We start from the raw sequence: 25458 nt of genomic DNA, 5'->3' as shown, positions 1-25458 counted from the left end.
CCGGTCGCCGCGGCGGCCGGGCTGAGCGCGGCGGCGATGACCGTCGGCGTGGTGGTGGTCGCGGGTGCGGTCCCCGCGCCGACCCCCGTCTGGGTCGCCACGGCGCAGCCCAGCAACCCGGCGCAGCCCGCGAACCCACCGACAACGGGTCCGCCGCCGATCTCGCGGCCGGGGCGGCTCCCCGGCGACGAACCCCGGATCGCGGTCTTCGGCGACTCCGTGGCCTGGTCGCTCGGCGAGTACCTCCTGCCGGTGCGCGGCGGCCTGGGCGTCACCAACCGGGGGGTGCAGGGCTGCGGGATCGCCCGACTGCCAGACGTTCGGTACCTGGACTCACCACACACCAACTACCCCGGCTGCGACCACTGGGACGACCGGTGGCGCCGGGACGTGGACACCGACGACCCGGACGTCGCCGTCATCCTGCTCGACCGGTGGGAGCTGATGGATCGCCGGATCAACGGCCGCTACCAGCACCTGAGCGATCCGGACTACGACGCGTACGTGACCGGCGAGCTGAGACTCGCGATCTCCGTCGTGGCGGCCAGGGGTGCCCGGGTGGCGCTGCTGACCGCGCCGTACACGCACCGGGACGAGCGGCCCGACGGGACCCTGTACCCGGAGGACACCCCGGAGCGGGTGGACGCCTGGAACCGGCTGCTGGCCCGGGAGGCGGTCGCCGACGCGGCCCACCCGACGGTCCTCGACCTCAACCGGGTGGTGTGCCCGGACGGTGCCTTCGCGTGGTCGGTCGGCGGCTTACGGGTACGCAGCGACGGTCTGCACTTCACCCCGGAGGGCGTCCGACAGGTGATCGCCCCGTGGCTGCTGCCCCGGCTCAACCGGCTGGCGACCGGCGAGCCGCGGCAGGGCCCGGGGCCGCGGTGAGACGCCGTACGGTCGGCGACGGCTCAGCCGGGACCGGAGTGGCCCTCGAACGACGGGCGCAACCGGCGCCCGACCTCGGTGTCGGGATCGGGATCGTGGTCGGGGGCCAACTTGTCGAACTGGGCCAGCCGCTCCTCGTCGCCGAACTTCTCCTCCGAGGCCGCGTCCCCACCGGTCGGGTCGTCGATGTGGCCGTCGAACGAGAAGACCGCGATCGCCTTGTGCAGTTCGGCCAGCGGCAGCCGCCGGTCGTCCCGCCATACACCGGACTCGTCGCGCGGTGCGCTCACGTTGTCATCGCGAGGTGCGCTCATCGAACGCTCCTTCCATAACGCTGCGTATCTGTCTACCCACCCGGCTAGGAGCGAAACGGCCGTACCCGGTGGTGTGGTATTACCGACGGTGGCGATTGGATCTCCCGCCCTCGGGTAGTACGTGGGCATGGACCGATGGACCGGGGAGCTGGAGAGTTCACCCCTCGGCCGCCCACTCACCTGCACCGTCGAGTCCGATTTCCCGGTCGCGGTGGTTCACGTCAGCGGGCGGCTGGATCTCGGCGGCCTACCCGACCTGCGGGCCGGAGTGCGGGACTGCCTGGCGGCCGAGCCGGACGTGATCGTCCTCGACGTGGCCGGCCTGGCCGTGGCGGACGACGAGTGCCTGCCGGACTTCGCCGTGCTGTGCTGCCAGACCTGCGTCTGGCCCGGCAGCACGCTCGTCTTCGCCGGCGCCTCCGCCGCCCTGGTCGCGTCCGTGCGCCGGCACGGCGCGGACCTCGCGTCGTACCCGTCGGTGGCCGCCGCGCGGGACGGGGCCGACCCCGACGCACCCCGGTACCGGCTGCGCGAGGCGCTGCCCGCCTCCCCGGTGGCCGCGCCGGCGGCCCGGCGGCTGCTCGGCCAGGTCTGCCGCTCGTGGTCGGTACCGGAACTGATCGAACCCGCGGAGCTGGTCACCACCGAGCTGGTCGCCAACGCGGTCCGGCACGGCGGCGGTGAGGTGACGCTCACCGTGTCGCTGCACCACGGGTGCCTGCAGATCTCGGTGGGAGACGAGAACCCCTCACTGCCACGGCCGCGGGCCAGCACGCCGGCCGACGAGAACGGCCGGGGCCTGCTCATGGTGGACGCGCTGAGCGAGGACTGGGGCATGACGTGCATGCGCGCCGGAAAGGTGGTGTGGGCGAAGGTCGCGGTGCGTACGTGAATGGTTACGGCTGTCCGCTACGTGTTCTGGGCCACGTGTTTTCGACAGCCCCGTGGGGTAGGCAGAGCGCCGGCGTACCGGCGCCCCGAGGGGAGACATAGGGATGGGTAACGGAAACGGTCAGCTCCACGTGGTCGAGATCGCCTCGCTGCTCAGGGAACTGACCGCCGGCCTCATCACCAGCGACGACCTTGACGAGGCGCTGGAGTTCCTGGTGGCCACGACCGCGCAGGCGGTGTCGGGCGAGTCCTGGTGCGGGATCACCCTGATCCGGGCGGGGGCGCCGACGACGCAGGCCACGTCGAGCCCGCTGACCGCCCGGGTGGACGACATCCAGTACAAGGTCGGCGACGGCCCGGCACTGACCGCCATCCGTACCCGGGAGATGGTCGTCGCCGACGACCTGGCGAACGACCCCCGGTGGCCGCAGTGGCGCGAGGCCGCGGTGGACGACGCCATCGCCGGCGTACTGTCGATGCCGCTCGACATCGACGACCACGTGATCGGGGCGCTGAACCTGTACGTCGGCCGGCCGCACGCCTTCACCCCGGACGTCCAACTCGCGGTGATGCTGGTCGCCGAGCACGCCGGGTTGCTGCTCGCGGCGGTGCTCGACCGGGGCCGCCGCGCGGGTCTGGCCGCCGACCTCTCCGAGGCACTGTCCAGCGGGGAAAGCGTCAACCGGGCGATCGGCATCGTGATGGCGCAGCGGGGCTGCCCCGCCGAGGATGCTCTCGAGGTGCTGCGACAGGCGTCGAACAACCTGCACGCCCCGCTGCACGAGGTGGCCGACCGACTGGTCGCCGCGATCGGAAACCGATCCGCCTAGACCCGCTCGATGACCCGACCCGGAGAGCGATCCACCTCCTTGAACATCCGTCTCACTGGCCCACGGTCGTGCCGTACGTGCCGGTCCGCCGGCACGTATGCTCACGCCACCCGTCGGAAGGGGCGAGCAATGGATCTGGGCATCGAGACCATCGGAGAGACCGTTCCCGTGGGTACGGACGCGACGGTCGTCACGCTCACCGGCGAGCTGGACATCGCTTCGGCCGGCGAACTGGAGCGGCGCCTCGGCGTCCTCCTCGACACCGGGCACAACCGTCTCGTCGTGGACCTCGCCGGCCTGATCTTCTGTGACTCGACGGGCATCGGCACCCTCGTCCGGGCCAATACCGATTGTCTCCACGAGGGGGGCTACCTGCGGCTGGCCTCGCCCAACCGGAACATCTCCCGGGTACTGGCGATCGTCGGGCTGCTCGACACGTTCCCGGTCTACAGCAGCGTCGACGCCGCGCGCCGGGCCGACGCGGATGGACTGGTGGTCGTCGGCCTCTGACCGAGCGGAGCCGTGACAGCCCCCTGATCGGGGGGTTGAACCGACGATCAGGGAGGTCGTGTTGGCCGAGGGGTCGCTCAGGGCCGGCCGGCCCCCTAGGCTGGTGCACCGTGGGTGACGAGTGCGTCACGGTCGTTGAGATGTCGATCGGCCCCCTGGAGGCCGCCGATCGGGCCGACGCCGTCATCCGGTGGCTCCTCGACTCCGGGGTGGTCGTGTCCAACCCGCTGCGGGGCAGCACCTGGCAGCCCAGCGGGTACCTGCCCGGCCCGCGGGCGTCGGACGCCGCGCCCGGCTTCAGCGACACCGATTACACCCTCGCCAACAACGGCGTCGACATCCTCGTCGAGCGCGAGCTCTACCGCGACACGTCACCGCACGAGGCCCCCGCCTGCCCGGACTGCGGGTACGAACTGGCCGAGGCGACCCTGGAGGGCCTGATCCGGCCGTGGCTGGACGGTACCGAGCCGCGGGTGACCTGCGGCGGCTGCGCGGCGGTGCGCCCGCTGGGCGAGTGGCCGGACGGGTACCTGGTGGGCGAGCTCGCGGTCCGGTTCAACAACTGGCCGTCGCTGTCGCCGGCCTTCCTCGCCGATCTCGGCGCCCGGATGGGCCCGCGCTGGCGGGCCGTCCGGGAGCAGTATTGAGCAAGGATCCGGTGCTGTGAAGGTCCTGTTCACCGCCGACACCCACGTACCGAAGCGGGCCCGTGACCTGCCCGAGCCACTCTGGCACGCGATCGACGCCGCCGACGTGGTGGTACACGCCGGCGACTGGGTCGACGTCGCGCTGCTCGACCGGTTGGAGGAGCGCGCCGCCCGGGTCGTCGGCGTGTACGGCAACAACGACGGCCCACCGCTGCGCGCCCGGCTGCCCGAGGTGGCGCGGGTCGGGCTGGCCGGGCTGCGGCTGGCCGTGGTCCACGAGACCGGGCCGGCCCTCGGCCGGGAGCGCCGGTGCGCCGAGCGCTTCCCCGATACCGACGTCCTGGTCTTCGGCCACAGCCACATCCCCTGGGACAGCGTCGCACCGGGGGGTCTGCGCCTGCTCAACCCCGGCTCCCCCACGGACCGGCGCCGCCAGCCGGTCGCCACGTACCTGACTGCCGAGATCCGCGACGGCGAACTGCTGGACGTGACGCTGCACCCACTGCCGCGGGGGTGACGCTCCCCGTCACGAACCGGTACCACTGGCTCTTAACAGTCCTCACCGCACGGTGTTAACGTACGGCCGCGAGTGTCGGTGTGGCACCGAGTGTCTTTATGGCACCGAGGGCCTTGTGGCACAAGGAGGGGCGATCCGGTTGGCGAATGCGGACCTGCTCACCGAGCTCAATCGTGACGTCTGGATCCCGTTCTCCGCCGCGTACGCGTCCTGTGACGCGGAAGCCTTCATCGCGCTGCACTCCCCCGACGTGATCCGGGTGGAGGGCAACGGCGGCTGGGTCGGCGGCTTCGAGGAGTACGCGGAGCGCCTTCGCGAGTGGTTCCAGTGGGTCGCGGTGCAGGAGGGCGCCCTCGACATCCGGTTCCGGTTCTCCGAGCGGCACACCGGCGACGAGGCCTCGTCCGAGCGGGGTGTGTACCGGCTCGCACTGACCTACCCGGACACCGACGAGCGGCTCTGGTACGGGAGGTTCCACACCGTCTGCCGCAAGCGGAACGGTGTCTGGCGGATCGCTATGGACTACGACTCCGACGAGGGCGGCACGGTGGGCGAGGAGGCCTTTGCCGGTGGCCGCGAGATGGACGAGCTCGCCCCGTCCGACTCGCTGCTGTAGCAACTCGGCACCGTGGGCGACGCTCTGCCGTTACCGGACGCTCTGCCGTTACCGGACGCTCTGCCGTTACCGGACGCTCTGCCGTTACCGGACGCTCTGCCGTAACTAGGAGCCGCGCCGGAACAGCCGGCGGATGATGCCCCGGGGTCCGATGAGGTAGGCCTCGGCCAGGTGGACGCCGAGGACGCCGCCCAGACCACCGACCAGCGTCGGAGCCAGGTCGAGCCATAGTTGCGCCATCGTCGGGCCCTTCCTGGAGACATTGCGCCGTTACGCGGGCCGGACCCCATCCCGGCGGCGAGCGGTCCGTCGGGTGGTGGGGTCCGGCACCATACCGATCGGACGAGGTGCGCCGAAGCTTAAGGTTTCGGTCCGCTACCGCTGACCCTCAGTGTTTCGGTCGGCTCCGCTGACCCTCCGCCGTTCCGGCGCGTACCCGCGATCTTGCCCTCCTCGGTTTGCCGCGGACGGCCGTCGGGCATCACCAGGTGTAGCGGGATAGCGTGGCCGCAACTAACCTCTACTGTCACGCGCCGCCGGTTCCCACCGACGGCCGCGGCTGAACGTGAGGGGCACAAGGTGCAGGTAAGAGTCCAGCTTCGCCTACCTCGGGAGACGTCGAGCGTGTCGATCAGTCGCCAGGTCGTACGGTCGGCGCTGAGCGCTCTGGGCGTGGTCGAGGAGGTCCGGTACGACGTCGAGCTGGCCCTGACGGAGGCCTGCGCGAACGTGGTGCAGCACGCGGCCTACTCCGACGAGTACGAGGTGACCATCTCGATCGAGGGCGCCGTCTGCGGCATCGACGTGGTGGACAGCGGCCGGGGCTACGACGAGGAGTCGCTACAGGCGTCGATGCCGCACCCCAACGCCGAAGAGGGCCGCGGCCTGCACCTGATCCGCATGCTGACCGAGAACGTGCGGCTGGACCACCACCCCAAGCAGGGCACGATCATGCACTTCGAGAAGAAGCTGGCGTGGGAGCCTCAGTCGCTCATCGGGCGGCTGACGACGACCTGACCGGCTCCGCCCCGGCGGCCGCCTGGGCGGCCTGCACGCGGTGCGTCACCTTGCGCTCCGCGACGAACGACAGGAACGGGATCGTCCCCGCGAGCAGCACACCCAGCGTGTACTTGAAGGGCCAGCGGGCCAGCGCCGCGAGGTGGAACGCGACGACCAGATAGACCATGTACAGGAAGCCGTGGATCGGTCCGACGATGGCGATCAGCGTCTTGTCGTCACCTAGGTACTTCATGGGCATCGCCACGAGCGTGAGGATCAACAGGAAGACCCCGACGACGTACGCGGCCACGCGGAAGCGCTTGAGGGCGGACTCCACTGAAGGTCATCCTTCCGATCGGGGGTACTCGCTGGGCCGGCGGCCCGGGTTGGCGGCCAGCCATTCAAGGTACCGGTTGTACGCCACCAGGTCCGGGTCGCCGTCGTCGGCCCCCAGCTGCGGCCGCGCCGGGGTGGCCCGGGCCGGCACTGTGGCGTCGAACGGGATGTAACCGGGCAGCGCGGCGAGGTCCGCCGGGACCGCCTCGGTCGGCTCAGGGTCCGGCTCGGGCTCGCCTTTGCGCAGCTCAGCACGGACTTCCTTGTACCAGACGAAGACGATGAACGCCGCGAACAGTGGCCACTCCAGCGCGTACCCGAAGCTGAGCGTATTGCCGCCACGGGCCCGGTCGATCTGCCACCAGCCGGCTGCGAGGCACACACTGACCAGCACCAGCATGAGCGCGTGGCGCACCAGCCAGGAGGGTGTCAGGAACCGGGCCACGCCTGCGAGCGTACCGCCCCTCAGGCCGTGTCCCGGAGCGGAGTGACGGTGACCTCGGCCGGCAGCGACACCGTGAACGTGGCTCCCTCGCCGGGCGCCGTCCGTACGTCGATGTGACCGCCGTGCCCGTCGATGATCTGCCGGGCGATGGCGAGGCTCAGTCCGGCGCCCTGAATCGCGAGCTGGGTCGCCGCGCTGGTCCGGAAGAAGCGCGTGAACAGCCGGGGCACCTCGTCCGGGTCGATGCCGATGCCGTTGTCGGAGACCGAGATCTCGACGTGGCCGTCGGCGGCATCAGCCCTGATCTCGATCACCCCGCCGTCCGGCGTGCACTTGACGGCGTTGTCGATCAAGCTCGTCAGGACTCTCCGGAGCTGCGCCGGGTCCGCCCGTACCGGGCCGATCGACGGCTCCACCCGTACCCGCAGCTCGTGGTCGCGCCGCTGGGCCGCCTCGGCGACCAGCGCCGCCGCCTCGGCGAGCAGCTCGGCCAGATCGGTCTCCCTCGGCCGGAGGACCAGCGGGCGGGCCTCCACGTTCGAGACGGTGAGGAGATCCTCGATCAGGGCGCGCAGCCGGTCGGCGCTGCGCGACATGGTCTCCAACACCCGATGCTGGGGAGCGGACACCTCGCCGACGTCGCCCTCGATCAGCAGTTCGAGGAAGCCCGCGAGGCTGGTCAGCGGGGTACGTAGTTCGTGCGACACGGTGGCGAGAAAGTTGGTCTTGGCGTCGTCCAGCTCCTTGAGCTTGGCCAGCGCCACCCGCTCGTGCTCGTACGCCAGGCGCAGCGACCGCTCGGCGGCCCGCCGCTCGCTGATGTCGGTGAAGAGGACCACGACGCCCTCGGTCCCGGCGGCGCCGATGATGGGGGCGCAGGAGTACTCGGTCGGGAACGACGTGCCGTCGCGGCGCCACATCAGGTCCTTGTCGACCCGCACCGCCTGCCCGCCGCGCAGGACCTCCCCGACCGGGCACTCGAACCAGGGGTACGGCCGGCCGTCCGCGCGGTGGTGGTGGGTCAGCGCGTGCATGTCCAGGCCGATCAGCTCGTCGGCGCGCCAGCCGAGCAGCTGCGCGGCGGCCGGGTTGGCGTACGTGCAGTAGCCGTTGCGGTCGAGCCGGAAGATCCCCTGTGACGAGGAGTCGAGCAGCATTTTCTGCTCGACGAGGAGGCGCTCACGCTCGCCCTCGGCGCGCCGCCGCTCGCTGATGTCGTGCAGGAACGCCGAGAACGTCCAGCGGTCCCCGTCCCGGGTGGCCCAGGTCGCCATCTCCACCGGGAACTCCCGCTCGTCGCCGCGGTGCCAGGCGCTGATCTCGACGCGCTGGCCGAGCACCCGCCGCTCGCCGGTGGCGAGGAAGCGCTCCACGCCGTGACGATGCGCATCCCGGTAGCGCGGCGGCACGACGGTCTCGGCGAGCGAGCGCCTGATCGCATCGGCCCGTTCGATACCGAACATGCGCTCGGCCGCGGCGTTCCAGTCGGTGATCAGACCCGCTTCGTCCATGCCGACGAACGCTTCGGCGGAGGTCTCGATGATCTGTTCCAGGCGCCGCTTGCTGGCCTCCAGCTCCAGCCGCGCGTCCAGCCGGTCGATCACCCGGCCGAGCTGGGTACCGACGTCGGCGACCACCTCGAGCAGCCGCTCGTCGGGCCCGACCGGCACCGGCGAGAAGAACTCCAGCACCGCCGCGACGCCCCGCGCCGACAGCACCGGGAAGGCGAACGCCGACACGGCCTCGAGCGGGCGTCCGAAGCGGTTGCGGATGAAGAGCGGATCGGTACCGATGTCGTAGATCCAGGCCGGTACCCCCGTGACGCGCACCCTGCCCACCATGCCGCCGCCGCTCGGGAAGCGGACGGCCGCGCTCACCTCGCGCAGCTCGGCGAACCCGTGGGCCGGGTCCGGGTGCCACACCCCGCTGCTGACGTAGTCGTCGGTACCGTCGTCGGCGGGTACCAGCAGGTGTCCCAGGGGCCAGCCGGTCAACCGGCACACCGCGGCGAGAGCGACGCGGCCCGCGTCGACCACGCTGTCGGTCGCGTTGGCCGCCCTGGTCACCTCCTGCATGAGCCTGACCAGCGCGGCATCGCGGTCGGAGGACCGCTGATACCCGCTGGACCCGCTCACTCCGCCACTCCCCCGCCTTGAACGTCGGCGACGCCCTGTTCTGGAGCATCGGCGGGCCGCGGCGGCGCCTGAGGGAAAGATGGCTCGCCTCGGCTCTATCGGCCCTGCCTCTATCGGCCCTGCTTCTATCGACCATGTACGACCGTCGCTGTTCACGATATTTCCGGATTTTCGTGTAACGCGGCGTGAGATGGGGAACTTGGTCTGGCCACGAATGTGCCAATTCCATCGACGGTTGAGTAGGGTGATGCGGCCTGCCAGCGGTTCGCCCGAGGGAGCGTATGACCAAGAGACGACCGTCGTCCGAGACGGTGGCAACGGCAGCCCTGACCATGCTGAGTCTGGTCGGCGGGTTGGCCGTGGCATGCACCGCCGGCGTCGGGGTGCGGCCCGTCACCCACGCGGCGGCGCAGCCTCCGGCGCCCGTGGCCAAGGCCCCCGCTGCCCCCGACCCGGCGCCGAACGCGACGCCGGCCGGCGACCCGGCGCTGGACAGCCCCCGGTTGCGGTTCCCGTCCGACGCGGTGGTCGACGTCAAGGCCGCCTACCAGGCCAAGGGCGACGGCAGCAGCGACGACACCGCAGCCCTCCAGAGGGCGATCACCGAGAACGCCGGCCGCACCATCTACCTGCCCGCCGGCACGTACCTGGTCAGCAAGCCGCTGGAGGCCCGGGACAAGGCCGGGCGCTGGCAGTCCGGCCTGCGGCTGGTCGGCGAGGAGCGCAACGGCACGGTCATCAAGCTGAAGGACCGCGCCGCCGGCTACGGCGACCGCTGGAACCCGCGCCCGGTCCTGCGGGCGGGCGCCGCCAGCATCAACGGGGCCGGCCGTAGCGGCGACGCCAGCGGGTACGGCAACCAACTGGAGAACTTCACCGTCGACACCGGCGCCAACCGGGGCGCCACCGGCATCGACTACACCGGCAGCAGCGTCGCGTCGATCCGCCGGCTCACCATCACCGGCCAGGGAGCCACCGGCCTGTCGATCACGCGCGGCCTGCCCGGTCCCGCCCTGATCTCCCGGCTGGCGGTGAAGGGCTTCGACTACGGCGTCCGGGTGGCGCAGGGGCAGTACGGGCTGACGCTGGAGCACCTGAACCTGTCCGGGCAGAAGATCGCTGGACTCGACAACAGCGGCAACGTCCTTGCCGTCCGCGACCTCACCAGCGCCAACACCGTACCGGCGATCCGCAGCGGGGAGCGTGGCGGCTTCATCTCCCTGGTCGACGCGAAGCTCACCGGTGGCACCGCCGACTTCAGCGCGATCCAGAACTACGGCGAGCTGATGGCCCGCCGGATCAGCACCGCCGGGTACCGGTCCGCGCTCACCCAGGGCGGAAGGATCATCAGCGGTAACGACCTGGCGCAGTACTCGTCGAAGACCGCGGTCGCACCGTTCCCAGAGACCCAGAGCCTCGCCGCCGACCTACCGGTACGGGAGACCCCGGACTTCGTCGCGGCCCAGCCGACGGACTGGGTCAGCGTCGCCACGTACGGCGCCAAGCCCGACGACGCCGAGGACGACACCGCGGCGATCCAGAAGGCGCTCGACTCCGGCAAGCCGGTGGTCTACCTGCCCACCGGCCGGTACGTGATCTCCAAGACGCTGCACGTCAAGGGCGCGGTACGGCAGCTCGCCGGCTTCGGCTCGACGCTGACCCCGGGCGGAGCGGCGTTCGGGGACGCCGCCGCGCCGGCCGCCGTCATCCAGGTCGAGGAGGGCACCGCCCGCGACGTGACGGTCTGGGGGCTGAGGATCGCCAAGGCGCCCCAGGGCGGCACGGCCACGACCGGATCGCCGAAGACCGCCGGGCTGATCGGGTTCGCGCAGCGCACCACCCGCCCGCTGGTCCTCAAGGACGTGGACTGCTGCGGCGTCGCCAAGGCCAGCTACCAGGCCCAGGCCGGCGTCGGCCCGCTGTACCTCGAGAACGTCTCCGCCGCCGGTTGGCAGTTCGACCAGCCGCAGCAGGTGTGGGCGCGCCAGTTCAACCACCTCGACCGTGGCACCGGCGACGACCAGTCCCCGTTGCTGGTCAACGCCGGGGCGACGGTATGGGTGCTCGGTCTGGAGACCGAGCGGGACGGGCCCGTCATGCGGACCGAGCGCGGTGGCCGTACCGAGGTGCTCGGCGGCGCGGTGTACGAGTCGTCGGCGAGCGCGAACGACATCGCCTTCGAATGCGTCGACGGTTCGATGTCGCTGGCGTTCACGACGATGGGGCCGGGCAACGGTGGATACCGGATCCTGACCCGCCAGCGGCGCGGCGAGGTGACCAAGGACCTGCCGAGGCAGCAGGCGTACTGGCGCGGCGACGGACGGACGGTGCCCCTGTACACCGGCTGATCTCGCACGCCGCCTGATCTGTCCGTCCGGGCCCGCCGGTCACGGCTTCCTGAGGGCGTCCCGGATCCGGTCGACGAGGCCGAGAGCCGGGACGAGCAGCCTGCTCACCGCCGGGCTGTCCGGCGCCGCCGGGTGCGGCCGGGTCGGGGCGATCTTCTTGATCAGCTGCGCCTTGCGGGCCAGCTCGCGCAGCTCGTCCGGCTCGACCACGGCGCGCAGTCGGGGGAAGAGGTCCACCTCCTCCTCGAGGAAGTGCTGGCGCGTCTCGGCCATCAACTTCGTGAGCACCAGCTCGAAATCCGGATCGGTCGCCGGGTCCAGGTTCTCCAGCTTTTTCATGTCCCGCTCGGCGTCGGCGTGGTCGTGCATCTCGTGCTCGGCGATCCGGTCGCCGGCCGGCAGCGCCCTGCGGACCACCGGGTACAGGTACTGCTCCTCCGCGACGGAGTGGCGTACCAGTTCGGCCACGACGGCGTTCGTCAGCCGGCGACGCTCCACTAGGCCGGCGTCGCCGGGCTCCAGCTCCGCGAACATCTCCTCGATCTCGCGGTGGTCATGGACGAGAACATCGACGAGGTCCTCGCCGCGCTCCGGTGACGTACTCACAGCGCCCTCCCGGTGACTGGGTTAGCGCTGCTACCCGGCAGTCGCCGCCCTTAACCGCCTCGCCGACCCACCTCGTCGACCCGGCGGCCGCGGGTGGCTGGCCCAGGCGTCGCGGCCCTTGGGCTGGTCGGGCTCGCGGGCGTGTTCGGGCCCGTCGGCGGTCTCCCCAGCGAACGTGGTGTCGCTGTGCTCATCGGGGTACCGGGTGTCATCGAGGTCCATGTACCCCCGACGCGCGTTGACTACCCGACGCATTTGCGGCTCGGCCGTGCGCGCGCCCCCTAGAGTGATCACATGTCTCCCGCAGTCCTGCGCCTGGCCAGCGTCCTCCTGGTCAACCCGGATGGCGCGGTCCTGCTGCAACTGCGCGAGCCCGACGCGCGGATGGACCCTGACCGCTGGAGCCTGCCCGGCGGACACGTGGAGCCGGGCGAGGACCCGGCCGTCGCGGCCCGGCGCGAACTGCTCGAGGAGACCGGCCTGCGGGTCCACGGCGAGCTCACGCTCTTCCGGCACGACACCTTCCCGGCTCGGCTGGCTCCGGGTACGCGCATCGACTGGCACGTCTTCTGCGGCGCAACCTCCGCCCACCAGGGTGACGTGGTGCTCGGCGAGGGCGCGGCGCTGCGGTTCTTCGCCCCGGAGGAGGCGATCCGGCTGCCGTTGGCCAGCCGGGTCGACGAGGTGCTGCCGGCGTTCCTCGCCTCCGGCGAGTACCGCTCCCTGCTCCTCTGACGGCGCTCCGCGCCGGTGACCCCCGTGGATTGCCGGTGACCCCGTGGATTCAGGCGTACTCGTCGAGGCTGCGCACCACCCTGAGCACCTCCGCGCCGGCCTCCGTCTCGCCGTTGCGGGCGTACAGGTCGGCATGGTGGACCAGGCACTCCCGAACCAGCGCGGTCATGCCCGGTGAGCCGGCCAGGAAGGGCACCAGGCCCATCGCGGCTACGTCGGCCCAGCCCGCGAGGTCCAGCGCCATCGGCAGGTCGTCGGCGGCGTAGTGCCGGGAACAGGCGAGCAGCACCAGCGCCCAGCGGAAGCCGAACTCCGCGTACGCGTGGCGCATCGGCATGGTCTGCGCTCGGGAGGCGACCGCGAACAGGTAGTGCGCCTCCAGCCCGATCCGCACCCCCTCGGCCGGCGCCACGGGCAGGAGTTGGTTCGCGATGTCGGCGAGCGTGGCCGCGTACCCGGGCGACCCCTGCGGGCCGCACCGCCCCGACGGCGCCAGCAGCTCGCGGCTGGCGGCGCTCCCGACCAGGGATTCCACCAGTGTGTCGGGTACCCGCCCCGGCCCCAGTACGCGGACCGCCGTCTCGAGCGACCCGGCCAGCGTCACCGGACGGGTACCGGCCTCCCACTCCTGTGTCACGAGGTCCGACGCCGCGGCGTCGGCCGCCCGGCCCTGCGCCACGAAGGAGTCGCCCTCCGCGCCCCGCCCGACCGCGCGCAGGTGTACCCCCTTGCGGGTCAGCGCGGTGGCCAGCTCACGCGTGACCCGGTCGCGGTCGACCGGGTCATCGGCAGCCCCGTCATCGCCGGCAGCCCCGTCACCGGCAGCCCCGTCACCGGCAGCCCTGTCACCGGCAGCCCTGTCACCGGCAGCCCCGGTACCCGCCGTCCGACCGAGCCGCCCACCCGCCTCCGCCGCCGCACGGGCGGCCCGCACCGCGACGTCGTCGGCTTCCAGCGCGCTCTCCAGCCGGCCGTGCGCGCCGTGGAGATCCGAGGCGGTGCTGGCCGCGAGAAGCAGGTACGTGGTGTGCGCGGGAGAGGCCGGGGCGTGCGAGGCGTACAGCCGGAGTGCGGCTCCGGCCGACGCCACCGCGAGATCCGGGTCACCGTGGGCCCGCAGGGCGGACGCGTTGAGCGCGAGGACCCGGGCCAGGTCGAGCGGGTCCGTGTCGCCGTCATTGTCGTCGGCGGGGTTGTCATCGGTGAGTGCCCGCAGGGCGAGGTACGTGTTGACGGCCGAGTCCAGCTCCAGGACGGCGGAGGCGCCGTGGCCGCGGGCCAGCTCCGCCGCGCCCTTGGCCGCGTGTACGTCGGCGAGCGGCCGCCGCACCGTCGCGCCCCGCCGGCCGAGCTCCTGGTACGTCCGCGCACCCTCGTCCAGCACCGCCACCGCGACGTCCGGGCGGCCGATCGCGGTCAGGCTGGACCCCGTCGCGTACAGGGCGTCCGCGAGCATCCGCGTGACGCGCAGGTCGTCCGGGTACTCGGCGGCGAGGTCCCGGACGATCGCCAGCGCCTCCTCCTGCAGGATCAGCGCCGCGGCCGGACGGCCCGACGCCGCCAGTAACCGGGCCCGCTCGGTACGGTCGGTGACGCGGGTTTCCCACTCCTGACCAGGTAAGCCGCCCGGTTCCGACATCGCATGCCGCCCCTCGGTCCGCCGATCGCTGGCTGCCGCATCGCTGGTGCCGCATCGCTGGTGCCGCATCGCTGGCTGCATCTACAAATCGCGATATCTACAAAACGCGATGCATGCCACCCGCGACAAGTGACCAAGGTCTATTTTCTCAATCCGTCGATGCGGACACTTCGAAATCATCAGCGCCGACATCTGCGGTCTCCGGCTCAGGCGCTCAGTTCACGCTCCAGCGGCGTACGGAAGCGCGGAATCACCCGGACGTCGCCGATCCACTTGGTGAGCCGGGCGCCGGCCGCCTCCACCGCCGCGACCGTGTCGCCGCCGACGTCCTCGAGCAGCCGGTACACCACCTCACCGTCCGCCCGCTGGGCCCAGCCCCCGATGATCCGGCCGTCGCTCCACACGGTCGGCCCGATGTTGCCCGACCGGTCGAAGAGCACCGGGGCGTGCGCGCCGAGGTACCACGACCGCTCCTGCCAGCCCATCGCCGTCGGGTCGAGTGCCGGAAGCAGCGCCACCCAGGGCTCCGGCGACGCCACCGGCTCCAGGTCGTCGGGCAGCACCAGCCCGGTCGTACCGTCGAGCTCGACCTCCACCGCGCCGGCCGCGGCAACGGCCCGCTTGACATGTGCTGCGGTCCACCCGGTCCACCAGCGCAGGTCGGCGACGGTACCGGGGCCGAACGCCGCGAGCCAGCGGCGCACCAACTCCACCCGGGCCTCCTCGACCGGCACCTCGACCATCCCGCCCGGCAGCCACTCCTCGACCGGCGACCAGCGCCACTGCGTGCTCGTCCACGACCCGCTCGGCCGGCCACGCACGATCCGGCCGTCGGCGGCGAGCAGAAACAACACCCAGGTGGTGATGTTCGTTCTGCTCTCGTACGGCTTACCGGCGGCCATCAGCACCTGGCTGCGCAGGCGAGGCTCGTCCATGGACAGCTGCGCCGCGGTCGCCTCGCCACGGGCCGCGAGCGCCCGCGCGGTCGAGGACTCGACGTCGGCCAGCCAGGCGCCGTCGCCCAGGCCGGCGTCCGAGATGAACTGCGTGTACCTGCGCCGCTGCACCGCCGCGATCGCGCTGGTACAGGCGGCCTGGATCACCGGTGCCAACTCGGTCGGCACGACGAACATCGTCCGGCGCATGCCGAGCATCCGGCTCAGGGTCCGCTCGTCGTACAGCGCGCGCTCGATCGCCTCTACGTCGACATCGACGTCGTCAGCGGCGGCCGCGACGGTGCGGGCCTGTACCGAAAGAAACACCGACGCCGGATCGGTGGCGTGCAGCGCCACCACGCTGCGGGCGGCGTCGGCAGGGGTCGCCGCCCTCGCCGCCGCGGCCAGCCGGTGGCGGACACCGAGCCGAGCCCGCCGCTCCTCGATCCCGATGTGCCTCACAGCAGCCTTCCTGCCCTCGACCTTCCCGCCATCGACCTTCGTACCATCGACCCCCGACATCGGGTGTCGACAAATCGAAACGATCTCATGCATTGACATCGACGGCTGCCCTGCGGCTACCGTTTGGTAACCAGTCGCGGCTCCCGTCATCACCGGCCGCGGCAGTCGGCGTCTGCCCGCACGAGAGGACCCCCCTATGCGCCGAACCACCCCCGTACTGCTCAGCGCATTCCTGGCCGGCATCGCGTTGATGCCCGCGCCTGCACAGGCGGACGGTGTGCTCGCGCCGGTGTCCGCCTCGCTGTCCCGGCAGTTGAGCAACCTCACCGGAAGCGTCCCGGTCTTCGTCCACGGCACCGACATCGCCGCCACCCGGCGGGCGGTCACCGATTCCGGCCTGACGCTCGTCACCAGCTGGAACAAGATCGGTGTCGCGGTGGCGCGCGGCAACGCCAGCCAGATCGCGGCGGTCCGGGCACACAGCGGCGTGACGTACGTCGAAGGGGACCAGGCGATCAAGCCGTACCTGTCCACCTCGAACGTCGCCACCCGGGGCGAACAGACCCGGGCCCAACTGCACGACGCGCAGGGCCGCCCGGTCGACGGACGCGGCGTCTCGGCCGCGGTCATCGACACCGGCATCGACGGCACCCACCCGTTCTTCAAGAACGCCGACGGCTCCAGCGCGGTCAAGCTCAACCTGAAGAACATCTGCGGCCCGCTCACCGACCTGGGCGTGGCGCTACCGGTCCCCAACGACACCTGCTTCGTCGACACGACCGCGGTCAACGACACCGACACGCTGTCGGCGGGCGGGCACGGTACGCACGTCGCCGGCATCGTCGCCGGGCGCGACACCCAACTCTCCGACGGTACGAAGCTGCACGGCGCGGCGCCGGGCGCCACCCTGATCGGCCTGTCGGTCGGCGCGGGCCTGAGCATCTTCGGCTCCGACGCCGCGCTGAACTGGGTACTGGAGCACCACGCGAACCCGTGCGCCGGCTGCCCGCCGATCAAGGTCACCAACAACTCGTACGGTCCGTCCGGCGGCGGCCCGTTCGACCCGAACTCCGCGACCGTGAAGTTCCAGCGTGCCTTGGCCGCCGAGGGCGTGGTCACCGTCTGGGCCGCCGGTAACGACGGACCGGACAACACCGCCACCAACCCGCCGGGCCAGGACCCGACCGGCGGCATCATCATGGTCGCCTCGTACGACGACCAGGGCACCGGTACCCGCAACGGCACCGTGTCCGACTTCTCCAGCCGAGGCTGGGCCGGCCACCCGGACACCTACCCGGACATCTCCGCTCCCGGATCGAACATCACCTCGTCCTGCCGGCTGTACCTGGTGGTCTGCACCACGGGCCTGGCTCCCCAGAACGGCCCGGGGCTACTGGACATCGGCACGTTCAACACGATCAGCGGTACCTCGATGGCGACGCCGCACATCGTCGGCATCGTCGCCCAGCTGTTCCAGGTCGCACCGAACGCGACCCCGGCGCAGATCGAGAACGCGCTGAAGTCGACGGCGTACAAGTTCAGCAACGGCGCACCGTACGCGACGGTCGGCTCGTACACCATGGCGCCCGACAAGGGCGCCGGCCTGGTCGACGCGGCCTCCGCGGCGTGGTTCTTCGGCGCCAGGTAAGAACTCCGCGAACCCACCGCCGCCCGGCGCCGTCGGAGCTTTCGACGGCGCCGGGCGCCATCACCGGACGGCTTCAGGCCCGTCATCCGGCGACGTGACCAGTAACGACCTACCGGCCAAGCGATCGGTCCCCGCCGTTTCTCCATCAGCAAATTTCGATAAAGTTTATTTACTATAAACAAGCCTTCTTATAGCGTGACCGCACCCGCCCCACGCATAAGGAGCAGTCCGATGCGAAGAAAGTTCGGCATACCGCTGATGGCGCTGGTCTCGATGACCGTGTCCTTCATTGCCGCCTCGCTCATGGTGGCCTCGCCCGCTTCGGCACACGGGTACGTGTCCTCACCGCCGAGCCGGCAGGCGATGTGCGCCCAGGGACGCGTCGCCAACTGCGGCGACATCGTGTACGAACCGCAGAGCGTCGAGGGGCCCAAGGGGCTACGCAGTTGCAGCGGCGGCAACAGCCGTTTCGCTCAGCTCGACGACCCGAACAAGGGTTGGCCGGCCACGTCCGTCGGCAGCACGGTGACGTTCAACTGGGTGCTGACGGCCCGCCACGCCACCAGTACCTGGGAGTACTTCATCGGCGGTAGCCGGATCGCGGTGTTCGACGACGGCGGCCGGCAGCCGGGGGCCAACGTCTCCCATAGCGTCAACCTGGGCGGCCGGACCGGGCGTCAGCTGGTCCTGGCGGTGTGGAACATCGCCGACACCACGAACGCCTTCTACTCCTGCGTGGACCTCCAGATCGGCGGCGGAGGCGGCGGAGGGGGCAACCCCACGCCCACCCCGACGGCCACGCCGCCCAGCACGCCACGCCCGACCCCGACACCCACGACCGCGCCGCCGGCGAGCGGCACCTGGTCGGCGGGCACCGCGTACAAGGTCGGCGACCGGGTGACGTACGGCGGCGCGACGTACCAGTGCCGGCAGGCGCACACCGCGCAGACCGGCTGGGAGCCGCCGAACACGCCGGCCCTCTGGCAGAAGGTGTGACAAGGCAGAAGATCCGACAAATCGGTCGACCCGGAGCGACCGGGTAGCCGACGGGTAGCCAGCCAGTGAAAATCGCCACCATTCAACCTCTCCCAATTTCTCAACGTACGACCCGAGTCTCCGATCTGAGCCTGGACAGGCGTTGGCGAGCCGACCGGCCGATACGCGGGAGTTGTTGAGCAAACGGGGATACCGATGTCTGTATCGGACAAGGGTGGCGCTTCGACACCGAGCACGTCGCTTCTCGGCGGCTTCAATCGCTGGCTGGCGAACCGGCGGATGCTCACGAAGATCATGCTCGTGATCATGTTTCTCGCGCTCTCGGCCGACGCTGTGTGTCTGTACGCGGTGAGCAAGATGTCGGCGCTCGACGACGCGGCGCGCAACCTGTACGTCTCGGGCACCCTCCGGCTGCAAAACCTCGAGGAACTGTCGCTCACCATGCGCCAGACCCGTACCGACGTGCTCAACTACTCGGTCTCGCAGAGTGCGGCCAACGTGGCCAGGTACGAGCAGGCCATCAAGGACCACGACGCGCGGTTCTCCGCCCAGCTCGCCGCTTACCAGAAGGAGTCGGTCGAGCCGCGGAAAGTCGACGAGCTACGCGCCGTCTGGGCGGACTACCAGCGCGGCCGGCAGCAGTTCATGGACACGAGCAGGACCGACGACCTCGACGGCGCCGAGCGGGTACGTGACACGCTCCTCGCCCCGACGGGGAACAGGGCCGAGGGGATCGTCCAGGAGCTCGTCGCCACGGAGCAGAAGGAGAACAAGCACCGGGCCGACCAGGCGCACGCGACGTACATCCACGCCCGCAACACCACGCTCGGCCTACAGCTCCTCGCCATGACCATCGCCGCGTCGTTCGGACTGCTGGTGGCGCGCGCCATCGTCGTCTCGCTGCGCCGGGTGTCGGACGTGGCCGCGGGGCTCGCCGTCGGCGACCTGACCCGTACCGCCGGGTTGACGGGCCGTGACGAGATCGGCCAGATGGCCAACGGCCTCGACACCGCCACCGCGCGGCTGCGCGAGACCGTCGCGACCATCGGTGCCAGCAGCGAGACCCTGGCCGGCGCCGCCCAGGAACTGTCGGCGGTGAGCCACCAGATCGCCGGCAGCGCCGAGGAGGCCAGCTCGAAGGCCGACAACGTCTCGGCCGCCGCGGAGCAGGTCTCGCGCAACGTGGAGACGGTGTCGACCGGCGCCGAGGAGATGAACGCCTCGATCCGGGAGATCTCCGCCAACGCCACCGACGCCGCCCAGGTGGCGCAGGGCGCGGTCAAGGTGGCCGAGCAGGCCAACGAGACCGTCACCAAGCTCGGTGAGTCCAGCACCGAGATCGGCAACGTGGTCAAGCTGATCACCTCGATCGCCGAGCAGACCAACCTGCTGGCGCTGAACGCCACCATCGAGGCGGCCCGCGCCGGCGAGGCTGGCAAGGGCTTCGCCGTCGTCGCCAGCGAGGTCAAGGACCTCGCCCAGGCCACCGCGAAGGCGACCGAGGACATCTCAGATCGGATCCAGGCGATCCAGACCGACAGCGACGCCGCGGTCGAGACGATCCGACAGATCGCCGAGGTCATCGAGAAGATCCACGGGTACTCCGAGACGATCGCCTCCGCGGTGGAGGAGCAGACCGCGACGGCCGGTGAGATCGGGCGCAACGTGGCGGAGGCGGCCAGCGGCTCCACCGACATCGCGCAGAACATCACCGGCGTCGCCGCCGCCGCGCAGTCGACCAGCACCGGCGTCGCCGAGGCGAACCGGGCCGCCGCCGACCTGGCTCAGATGTCGACCGAGCTGCAGCAGATCGTCACCCAGTTCCGGGTGTGAGCCACCGGCTCCAGCCGCCGGCTCTGTACACATTGGGCAACCCGCTCCGGTGATTCGGCGCCGGAGCGGGGCACACCCATCGATGTCCACTTGAGATACTGCCACCGTGACCTACACGGTCGAGCGTCCGGTCCGCCCGCCGCTCTCCCCCACGCCCGTGCCACGCCGGGGGCGGTGGAGGCCGTCGGCCGTCGCTGCCGCGCTGCTGGCGCTCGGGGTGGTCTATCGCCTGGTACTGATCCTGTTGAACGTGCCCAACACCGACGGCGACGAGTCGACGACCGGGTTGATGGCGCTGCACATCGCCGAGGGGCGCCACTTCCCGTCGTACTTCTACGGCGACGACTACATGGGCGCGTTCGAGGCGTACCTCGCGGCTCCGGTCGTCGGACTGTTCGGCCCGTCGGTGCTCGCGCTGCGCCTACCGATGGTGCTGGCGCTGTACGTGGCGTTCGGATGGCTGATGTACCGGCTGACCGCGCGCCTGTGCACCCGCTGGTTCGCAGTAGCGGTCGTCGGGCTGATGGCGCTGGGTTCCGACCACATCGTGTCGATGCAGTTGCGCGCCTCCGGCGGGTACCCCGAGCTGAGCGCCGCCGCCGCCCTGCTGGTCCTGATCCCGGTGGAGCTGGCGAACAGAAGTCCGGAACGGGGATGGCGACGCCCGCTGATGTTCGGCGCCTGGGGCCTGACCGTCGGGTTCGTACTGTGGGACAACTGGCTGCCGCTGCCGTACCTGGCGGCCGGCGCCGCGCTGCTGATCTGGACGAGCAGGAGGGAGCTGCTCGGCCGGGCGGGCGCGATGCTGGCTGCGGGCGCCGCAATCGGCGCCGCGCCGATGATCGCGCATCTGCTTCACGCCGCACCCGGCCAGAACGTGCTGACCCAGGTGGTCGCGCTCAGCCAGGGAATCGCGCCGGTCAGCCTGACCGACCGGCTGTACGGCGGGGTCCTGGTCGGGATTCCGTTCAGTACCGGGCTGTGCCGTCCGGACCGGTGCGTGCCCTGGCAGTTGTCCTGGGCTCCGGTGTACCTGGCGCTGTTGGCGCTCGCGGCAGCGCTCGCGGTCGCGGGCCTAAGGGCCACCACGCGAGCGGACGAGCCGACCGAGCGGGTCCGGCACGCGGGCCGGCTCGCCCTGGTCGTCGCCGCCGCGCTCGGCCTCTTCCTGTACGTGCGCAGCGCGACCGCCGGCATCGACCCCATGTCGAACGCCCGCTACCTGCACGCGTTACCGGTTTCGCTGCCCGCCGTCCTGTGGCCGCTGTGGGCGGCAGCGCGCCGGCTGCGGCCGGACGGCGGGACAGGCGGGACGACCCGACGAGCCGCCGCGGTCGCCTCGACAGCCGTGCTCGCCTGCTTCGCCGCGACGATGCTCATCGCGACGGTCGTCGCGGTGCGGAACGTACCGCAGGCGTCCGCGCCGGACCGCCAGGTCCGCGACCTGATCACAGCGTTGGGGCGGCTGGACGCCGACCGGGTCTACAGCGACTACCCGACGTGCAACCGGCTGTCCTACCTCACCCGGGAGCGGATCGTCTGCGCCGTGGTCCGCGACGACCTGGCCCGCGGCAAGGACCGGTACGAGCCGTACCGGCGCGCGGTCGACGCCGCGGCCGACCCCGCGTACGCCTTCCCCGTCGACTCACCGGTGCGGCGCGCCTTCGAGGGCGAACTCGCCCGCCAGGGGATCCCGGCGATGGCTCAGGACTCCGCCGGTTACCGCGTCTACCGGCCGAGCATCCGACCGGACCTGCCCTGGTGAGCGCTGGGCGTCACACAGACACCGTCAGCGGTCGCCCAGCGGCATGACCCAGCCGCGCAGGTCCGGGCCGGCGGGCACGATCCCGCTCGGGTTGATCACCGCGTGCGTACCGTAGTAGTGCCGCTTGATCTGGTCGAAGTCGACGGTCTCGCCGAATCCCGGGGTCTGGAACAGGCGGCGGGCGTACGTCCACAGCACCGGCATCTCGGTGAGCTTGTTGCGGTTGCACTTGAAGTGATTGTGGTAGACGGCGTCGAAGCGCACCAGCGTGGTGAACAGCCGCACGTCCGCCTCGGTGATCGCGTCGCCCATCAGGAAGCGGCGCCTGGCCAGCCGGTCCGACAGGGCGTCCAGCCGCGCGAACAGCCCCCGGTACGCGCTCTCGTACGCCTCCTGCGAGACGGCGAAGCCGCACTTGTACACGCCGTTGTTGACGTCGGTGTAGATCTCCGACATCAGCTCGTCCATCTCGGGCCGCTGCGCCTCGGGGTACAGGTCCGGGGCGCCGTCACCGTGGAACGCCGTCCACTCGGTCGAGAAGTCGAGCGTGAGCTGCGGGTAGTCGTTGGTGACGACCTGACCGGTGAGCGTGTCGATCAAGGCCGGCACGGTGACCCGGCCGGTGTAGTCGGGGTCGGTGGCGCGGTACACGTCGGCGAGGAACTCGACGCCGAGGACCGGGTCGCGCCCGTCAGGGTCGAGGGTGAAGCGCCAGCCACGCTCGTCGCGGATCGGGTCCACGGTACCGAGCGAGATCACGTCGTCGAGGCCGAGCAGGCGGCGCACGATCACCGCGCGGTGCGCCCACGGGCAGGCCTTCGACCAGATCAAGCGGTACCGGTTGGGCTCGACCGGCCAGCGCCCCTGGTCGTCAGGGCCCTCGCCGGGCGCCGACGTCGACGCGGCGCTCACCCGACCGGTGAACCGGTTGGCCTGGCGTACCCACTCACCCTTGCCGGATGTCTCCTGGCTGAACTGCGCGACCGACATGCTGTCGACCTTAGCCCGATCTGCCCTGGTGCGCGGCCAGGAACACCGCCAGGACGGCGCTGTCGAGGTCACGGGGGTTGGCGGCGGCGAACGCCTGCCCGCCGGTCAGCCGCGCCGCCTCGCGGAGGGTCGCCATGTCGGCGCCGGGTCCGTAGCCGACGGCGAACACCGGTACCGGGCGGGACGGGTCGACGTCCCCGGCCAGCTTCGACAGGAACGACGCCCGACTGCTGGACCCTCCGTCCGGCCCGTCGGTTACCACGACGACGAGGGTGACCTCGTCGGAGCGGTACCTCTGCCGCATCTCGTCGGTGGCCCGCAGCACCGCCTCGTGCAGGGGTGCGCCGGTACGGGACGTCGGCTGGTAGTCGGCGAGCGCCCGGCTCAGCGCCGTCCTGCGCGGCACCCCGCCGACCGCCCCGTCGAGCGGGCCGAACGGTACCGCCTCGACGAACGGCGTGCCGGATGCTCGGGCCGGCGGGAACAGCCACATCGCGAGGCTGGTGTCCTCGCCCAGCAGCCGGACCGCCTCGCCCGCGCACTCGCGCAGCAGCGCCGCCTTGGTGGTGGGGTCGCCCGCGCCGTCCCGGACCGGGTCGCCCATCGAGGCGGACTGGTCGACCAGCAACAGCGCCTGGAACCGCATCCGCTGGTACCGCGCCCACGCGGTGACCGCCTCGGTGACCGCCCGCGCGTCCGGCGGGATCGGCGACGCCAGGCCGTACCGCGGCAGCAGCCCGTCGCGGACCGGCACCGCCGCGTCGGCCACACCCGCCGGTGGCCGGAAGCCGTGTTCGGTGAGCTTGCGGACGCCGGCGCCGCTCCGGAACCAGGCACCCAGGCGCGCGACGACCGGCCGGCGCGCCGCGTCGTGCTGTACGCCGTCCGACGCCACCAGCGGGTAGTCGGCCTCGACGAGGCCGTCGGGCGGGTACACCGCGACCAGCGACCGGGCGCCGGTCTCCGTCAGGCTCGACCACAGCGCCTGCTCGGTGACCGGGAACAGGCCGACGTCGCGGGCCGGGTCCGGTACGGCGGTCACCTGGCGAAGTAGCCGGGCCGGGTCGGCGTCGGCGTCGGCGAGCCGGCTGCGGAAGGTCAGCGCCCGCATCCTCGCCGCGCCGGGGCCGTCGCCGCCCCGGCCGACCGCGGCGTCCACCCCGAGCACGGCGAGCAGCCCGGCGGTCACCCGCTGCGGGTCGGGCACGCTGAACCGCTGGATCTCGCCGGTGTACGTCCTGTCGGCCAGTTCGGTCCAGGTCGGCTGGCGACCCGGCCAGCCCAGCGACCGGGCGACCGGGCGCGGAGTGGCGACCACGAGCGGGGACCGGGCAAGCGACGTGCCGGCCGCCCGGTACCCCTGGGCATCGGCCAGCCGAAGCCACGCTGTGGAGGACGGCACCCACACGTCCGGCGGGTGGGCCTCGAGGTCGCGTACGGTCTCGGCCGGCTCCTGGGCGGCGACGGCGGCCGGCGCGCAGTGGCCGCCGATGCTCTTCGCCGCGTCCCGGATGGGCGACGCGATCTCCGGTGCGGCGACGATGCGCAGGATCGGGGGCGGGCAGACCCCGATCGCTCCGGGGCCCTGGCTGATCAGGGTGGCCCCGCCGACTCCGATGGTCAGGGCGCCGATCAGTAGGCCGGACACGGCCGCCCAGTGGCGGCCCCGTTCGCGGCGCCGGTGGTTGGACGGCAGCGGCGCCGTCGCCTGACCCGCGATCGTCCGACCGACCTGCGCTCGGCCCACCGCCGTATGGCTGGCGGGTACGCGATCCACCGGCGGCCGGGCGACCGGCGGCCGATCGATCGGCACCCGATCGGCCGGTACCTGGTCGATCGGCACCCGCCGCAGCCGGGGGCGGCCGGGCATGGCGGGTGGCAGCAACTCGCCGACGAACGGCGCTACTCCGCGCCGTGGGACCGGAGCGTACGGGAGTGTCGGATGTGCGGGGGGCCGGCGTGGAACGCCCGGCGTGTACGGCGACGAGAGGCCACCCGGAACCGACGCGGCACCCTTGGCGGTGCCCCGCCGGTACTCAGTCGTCGCGTCGCCGCGTTCGGTGCCACCCACATCGCCGCTGTCGTGCCGAGCGTCGGCCATCGCCTCGATTCCCTCCGGTCGCGGAGTCGTATGTTCGAGGCACCCCTGTCGGGTGAATATTTACGCCGGTCATTGACGCTAGCACCGTTCGAGCGCTCCGTGTGACCGTCCGATCACAGAAGATCAAAGTTTTCCTGCACGAAACAACACCCCTCGCCAAAACGACGCCCTCACCCGAAGGGGAGACAGCGCCCTTCCCCGACCCGCGTGTTCACCCTCGCGTCGATGGCGGATCAGACATCCGTCAATGCGGGGCCGTAACCTCTGCGGTG

24 protein-coding genes are annotated in these 25458 nt (G+C 71.5%); 14 read left to right on the top strand and 10 right to left on the bottom strand.

Annotation, left to right across the window (positions count from 1 at the left end; translation table 11 throughout):
• A partial coding sequence (locus Pme01_RS12765; protein WP_275408522.1) for an SGNH hydrolase domain-containing protein occupies window positions 1-888 on the top strand: 888 nt, incomplete at its 5' end.
• 23 nt (window positions 889-911) lie between these two features.
• Here the strand turns inward: Pme01_RS12765 and Pme01_RS12760 are convergent.
• Window positions 912-1202: a hypothetical protein gene (locus Pme01_RS12760; protein ID WP_168115491.1), complete on the bottom strand. Its 291-nt coding sequence runs from the start codon at window positions 1200-1202 to the stop codon at window positions 912-914.
• A gap of 127 nt (window positions 1203-1329) precedes the next feature.
• Here Pme01_RS12760 and Pme01_RS12755 point away from each other — a divergent pair, with 127 nt between their 5' ends.
• The 6 genes from Pme01_RS12755 to Pme01_RS12730 all read left to right on the top strand — a co-directional run bounded on the left by Pme01_RS12755 (window position 1330) and on the right by Pme01_RS12730 (window position 5213).
• The gene (locus tag Pme01_RS12755) at window positions 1330-2094 is read left to right on the top strand and encodes an ATP-binding protein (protein ID WP_168115492.1); all 765 of its coding nucleotides are present in this window, start codon (window positions 1330-1332) and stop codon (window positions 2092-2094) included.
• Window positions 2095-2197: 103 nt separating this feature from the next.
• The gene (locus tag Pme01_RS12750) at window positions 2198-2923 is read left to right on the top strand and encodes a GAF and ANTAR domain-containing protein (protein ID WP_168115493.1); all 726 of its coding nucleotides are present in this window, start codon (window positions 2198-2200) and stop codon (window positions 2921-2923) included.
• Window positions 2924-3052: 129 nt separating this feature from the next.
• Window positions 3053-3433 carry an STAS domain-containing protein gene (locus Pme01_RS12745; protein ID WP_168115494.1) on the top strand — a complete coding sequence of 127 codons (381 nt, stop codon included), beginning with the start codon at window positions 3053-3055 and terminating at the stop codon, window positions 3431-3433.
• Between the two features lie 140 nt (window positions 3434-3573).
• Window positions 3574-4080 carry a hypothetical protein gene (locus Pme01_RS12740; protein WP_168115495.1) on the top strand — a complete coding sequence of 169 codons (507 nt, stop codon included), beginning with the start codon at window positions 3574-3576 and terminating at the stop codon, window positions 4078-4080.
• A 16-nt stretch (window positions 4081-4096) separates the two neighbouring features.
• On the top strand, window positions 4097-4597 hold the full coding sequence (locus tag Pme01_RS12735) for a metallophosphoesterase family protein (RefSeq protein WP_168115496.1): 501 nt from the start codon (window positions 4097-4099) through the stop codon (window positions 4595-4597).
• 139 nt (window positions 4598-4736) lie between these two features.
• Entirely contained in the window at window positions 4737-5213 is a 477-nt protein-coding gene (locus tag Pme01_RS12730) for a YybH family protein (RefSeq protein ID WP_168115497.1), read from the top strand.
• Window positions 5214-5318: 105 nt separating this feature from the next.
• Here the strand turns inward: Pme01_RS12730 and Pme01_RS31465 are convergent, their stop codons facing one another.
• A complete protein-coding gene (locus tag Pme01_RS31465) occupies window positions 5319-5453 on the bottom strand; it encodes a hypothetical protein (RefSeq protein ID WP_275408521.1) in 135 nt (44 codons plus the stop codon).
• A 384-nt stretch (window positions 5454-5837) separates the two neighbouring features.
• Between Pme01_RS31465 and Pme01_RS12725 the strand changes: the two genes are divergently transcribed.
• Window positions 5838-6230: an ATP-binding protein gene (locus Pme01_RS12725; RefSeq protein ID WP_168115498.1), complete on the top strand. Its 393-nt coding sequence runs from the start codon at window positions 5838-5840 to the stop codon at window positions 6228-6230.
• Here Pme01_RS12725 and Pme01_RS12720 read toward each other — a convergent pair.
• From Pme01_RS12720 to Pme01_RS12710, 3 genes are all read right to left on the bottom strand, one after another.
• Window positions 6205-6549, bottom strand: a complete 345-nt coding sequence (locus tag Pme01_RS12720) for a DUF3817 domain-containing protein (RefSeq protein WP_168115499.1) — start codon at window positions 6547-6549, stop codon at window positions 6205-6207. The genes Pme01_RS12725 and Pme01_RS12720 overlap by 26 nt on opposite strands.
• 6 nt (window positions 6550-6555) lie before the next feature.
• Window positions 6556-6948: a hypothetical protein gene (locus tag Pme01_RS12715; RefSeq protein ID WP_205864106.1), complete on the bottom strand. Its 393-nt coding sequence runs from the start codon at window positions 6946-6948 to the stop codon at window positions 6556-6558.
• 65 nt (window positions 6949-7013) lie between these two features.
• Complete coding sequence (locus Pme01_RS12710; protein WP_168115501.1) at window positions 7014-9128, bottom strand: sensor histidine kinase; 2115 nt, start codon at window positions 9126-9128, stop codon at window positions 7014-7016.
• Between the two features lie 281 nt (window positions 9129-9409).
• Here Pme01_RS12710 and Pme01_RS12705 point away from each other — a divergent pair, with 281 nt between their 5' ends.
• The gene (locus tag Pme01_RS12705; RefSeq protein WP_203935588.1) at window positions 9410-11476 is read left to right on the top strand and encodes a glycoside hydrolase family 55 protein; all 2067 of its coding nucleotides are present in this window, start codon (window positions 9410-9412) and stop codon (window positions 11474-11476) included.
• Between the two features lie 39 nt (window positions 11477-11515).
• Here the strand turns inward: Pme01_RS12705 and Pme01_RS12700 are convergent, their stop codons facing one another.
• Window positions 11516-12082 (bottom strand): hemerythrin domain-containing protein, encoded by a 567-nt coding sequence (locus Pme01_RS12700; RefSeq protein ID WP_168115502.1) that lies wholly within the window; start codon window positions 12080-12082, stop codon window positions 11516-11518.
• Between the two features lie 294 nt (window positions 12083-12376).
• On the opposite strand from Pme01_RS12700, the gene Pme01_RS12695 reads away from it, so the two are divergent.
• Window positions 12377-12817 (top strand): NUDIX domain-containing protein, encoded by a 441-nt coding sequence (locus tag Pme01_RS12695; RefSeq protein WP_168115503.1) that lies wholly within the window; start codon window positions 12377-12379, stop codon window positions 12815-12817.
• Between the two features lie 49 nt (window positions 12818-12866).
• On the opposite strand, the gene Pme01_RS12690 is transcribed toward Pme01_RS12695, so the two are convergent.
• Entirely contained in the window at window positions 12867-14456 is a 1590-nt protein-coding gene (locus Pme01_RS12690) for a hypothetical protein (RefSeq protein WP_168115504.1), read from the bottom strand.
• A gap of 206 nt (window positions 14457-14662) precedes the next feature.
• A complete protein-coding gene (locus Pme01_RS12685; RefSeq protein ID WP_203935587.1) occupies window positions 14663-15853 on the bottom strand; it encodes a winged helix DNA-binding domain-containing protein in 1191 nt (396 codons plus the stop codon).
• A 196-nt stretch (window positions 15854-16049) separates the two neighbouring features.
• On the opposite strand from Pme01_RS12685, the gene Pme01_RS12680 reads away from it, so the two are divergent.
• The 4 genes from Pme01_RS12680 to Pme01_RS12665 all read left to right on the top strand — a co-directional run bounded on the left by Pme01_RS12680 (window position 16050) and on the right by Pme01_RS12665 (window position 22095).
• Window positions 16050-17501, top strand: coding sequence for a S8 family serine peptidase (locus Pme01_RS12680; RefSeq protein WP_168115506.1), 1452 nt, complete (start codon window positions 16050-16052; stop codon window positions 17499-17501).
• A gap of 231 nt (window positions 17502-17732) precedes the next feature.
• Complete coding sequence (locus tag Pme01_RS12675; protein WP_168115507.1) at window positions 17733-18497, top strand: lytic polysaccharide monooxygenase; 765 nt, start codon at window positions 17733-17735, stop codon at window positions 18495-18497.
• Window positions 18498-18692: 195 nt separating this feature from the next.
• On the top strand, window positions 18693-20330 hold the full coding sequence (locus Pme01_RS12670) for a methyl-accepting chemotaxis protein (protein ID WP_168115508.1): 1638 nt from the start codon (window positions 18693-18695) through the stop codon (window positions 20328-20330).
• Between the two features lie 106 nt (window positions 20331-20436).
• Window positions 20437-22095 carry a hypothetical protein gene (locus tag Pme01_RS12665; RefSeq protein ID WP_168115509.1) on the top strand — a complete coding sequence of 553 codons (1659 nt, stop codon included), beginning with the start codon at window positions 20437-20439 and terminating at the stop codon, window positions 22093-22095.
• A 24-nt stretch (window positions 22096-22119) separates the two neighbouring features.
• Here Pme01_RS12665 and Pme01_RS12660 read toward each other — a convergent pair whose 3' ends face one another.
• Both Pme01_RS12660 and Pme01_RS12655 read right to left on the bottom strand, forming a co-directional pair.
• Window positions 22120-23085 (bottom strand): glutathione S-transferase family protein, encoded by a 966-nt coding sequence (locus tag Pme01_RS12660; protein WP_168115510.1) that lies wholly within the window; start codon window positions 23083-23085, stop codon window positions 22120-22122.
• A gap of 10 nt (window positions 23086-23095) precedes the next feature.
• A complete protein-coding gene (locus tag Pme01_RS12655; RefSeq protein WP_168115511.1) occupies window positions 23096-25186 on the bottom strand; it encodes a substrate-binding domain-containing protein in 2091 nt (696 codons plus the stop codon).
• Between the last annotated feature and the right edge of the window lie 272 nt (window positions 25187-25458).

It is taken from the genome of Planosporangium mesophilum (genome assembly GCF_016863255.1).
GTDB classification, from domain to species: domain Bacteria; phylum Actinomycetota; class Actinomycetes; order Mycobacteriales; family Micromonosporaceae; genus Planosporangium; species Planosporangium mesophilum.
The sequence above is the reverse complement of the archived record's forward strand: the minus strand, read 5'-3'. Positions and strand labels throughout refer to the sequence as shown.

What these genes read in the sequence shown, in the direction of transcription:
- Pme01_RS12760 (WP_168115491.1), bottom strand. Translation starts at nt 1,202, where the DNA reads ATGAGCGCACCTCGCGATGACAACGTGAGCGCACCGCGCGACGAGTCC.
- Pme01_RS12755 (WP_168115492.1), top strand. Translation starts at nt 1,330, where the DNA reads ATGGACCGATGGACCGGGGAGCTGGAGAGTTCACCCCTCGGCCGCCCA.
- Pme01_RS12750 (WP_168115493.1), top strand. Translation starts at nt 2,198, where the DNA reads ATGGGTAACGGAAACGGTCAGCTCCACGTGGTCGAGATCGCCTCGCTG.
- Pme01_RS12745 (WP_168115494.1), top strand. Translation starts at nt 3,053, where the DNA reads ATGGATCTGGGCATCGAGACCATCGGAGAGACCGTTCCCGTGGGTACG.
- Pme01_RS12740 (WP_168115495.1), top strand. Translation starts at nt 3,574, where the DNA reads ATGTCGATCGGCCCCCTGGAGGCCGCCGATCGGGCCGACGCCGTCATC.
- Pme01_RS31465 (WP_275408521.1), bottom strand. Translation starts at nt 5,453, where the DNA reads ATGGCGCAACTATGGCTCGACCTGGCTCCGACGCTGGTCGGTGGTCTG.
- Pme01_RS12715 (WP_205864106.1), bottom strand. Translation starts at nt 6,948, where the DNA reads ATGCTGGTGCTGGTCAGTGTGTGCCTCGCAGCCGGCTGGTGGCAGATC.
- Pme01_RS12705 (WP_203935588.1), top strand. Translation starts at nt 9,410, where the DNA reads ATGACCAAGAGACGACCGTCGTCCGAGACGGTGGCAACGGCAGCCCTG.
- Pme01_RS12695 (WP_168115503.1), top strand. Translation starts at nt 12,377, where the DNA reads ATGTCTCCCGCAGTCCTGCGCCTGGCCAGCGTCCTCCTGGTCAACCCG.
- Pme01_RS12690 (WP_168115504.1), bottom strand. Translation starts at nt 14,456, where the DNA reads ATGTCGGAACCGGGCGGCTTACCTGGTCAGGAGTGGGAAACCCGCGTC.
- Pme01_RS12680 (WP_168115506.1), top strand. Translation starts at nt 16,050, where the DNA reads ATGCGCCGAACCACCCCCGTACTGCTCAGCGCATTCCTGGCCGGCATC.
- Pme01_RS12675 (WP_168115507.1), top strand. Translation starts at nt 17,733, where the DNA reads ATGCGAAGAAAGTTCGGCATACCGCTGATGGCGCTGGTCTCGATGACC.
- Pme01_RS12670 (WP_168115508.1), top strand. Translation starts at nt 18,693, where the DNA reads ATGTCTGTATCGGACAAGGGTGGCGCTTCGACACCGAGCACGTCGCTT.
- Pme01_RS12660 (WP_168115510.1), bottom strand. Translation starts at nt 23,085, where the DNA reads ATGTCGGTCGCGCAGTTCAGCCAGGAGACATCCGGCAAGGGTGAGTGG.
- Pme01_RS12655 (WP_168115511.1), bottom strand. Translation starts at nt 25,186, where the DNA reads ATGGCCGACGCTCGGCACGACAGCGGCGATGTGGGTGGCACCGAACGC.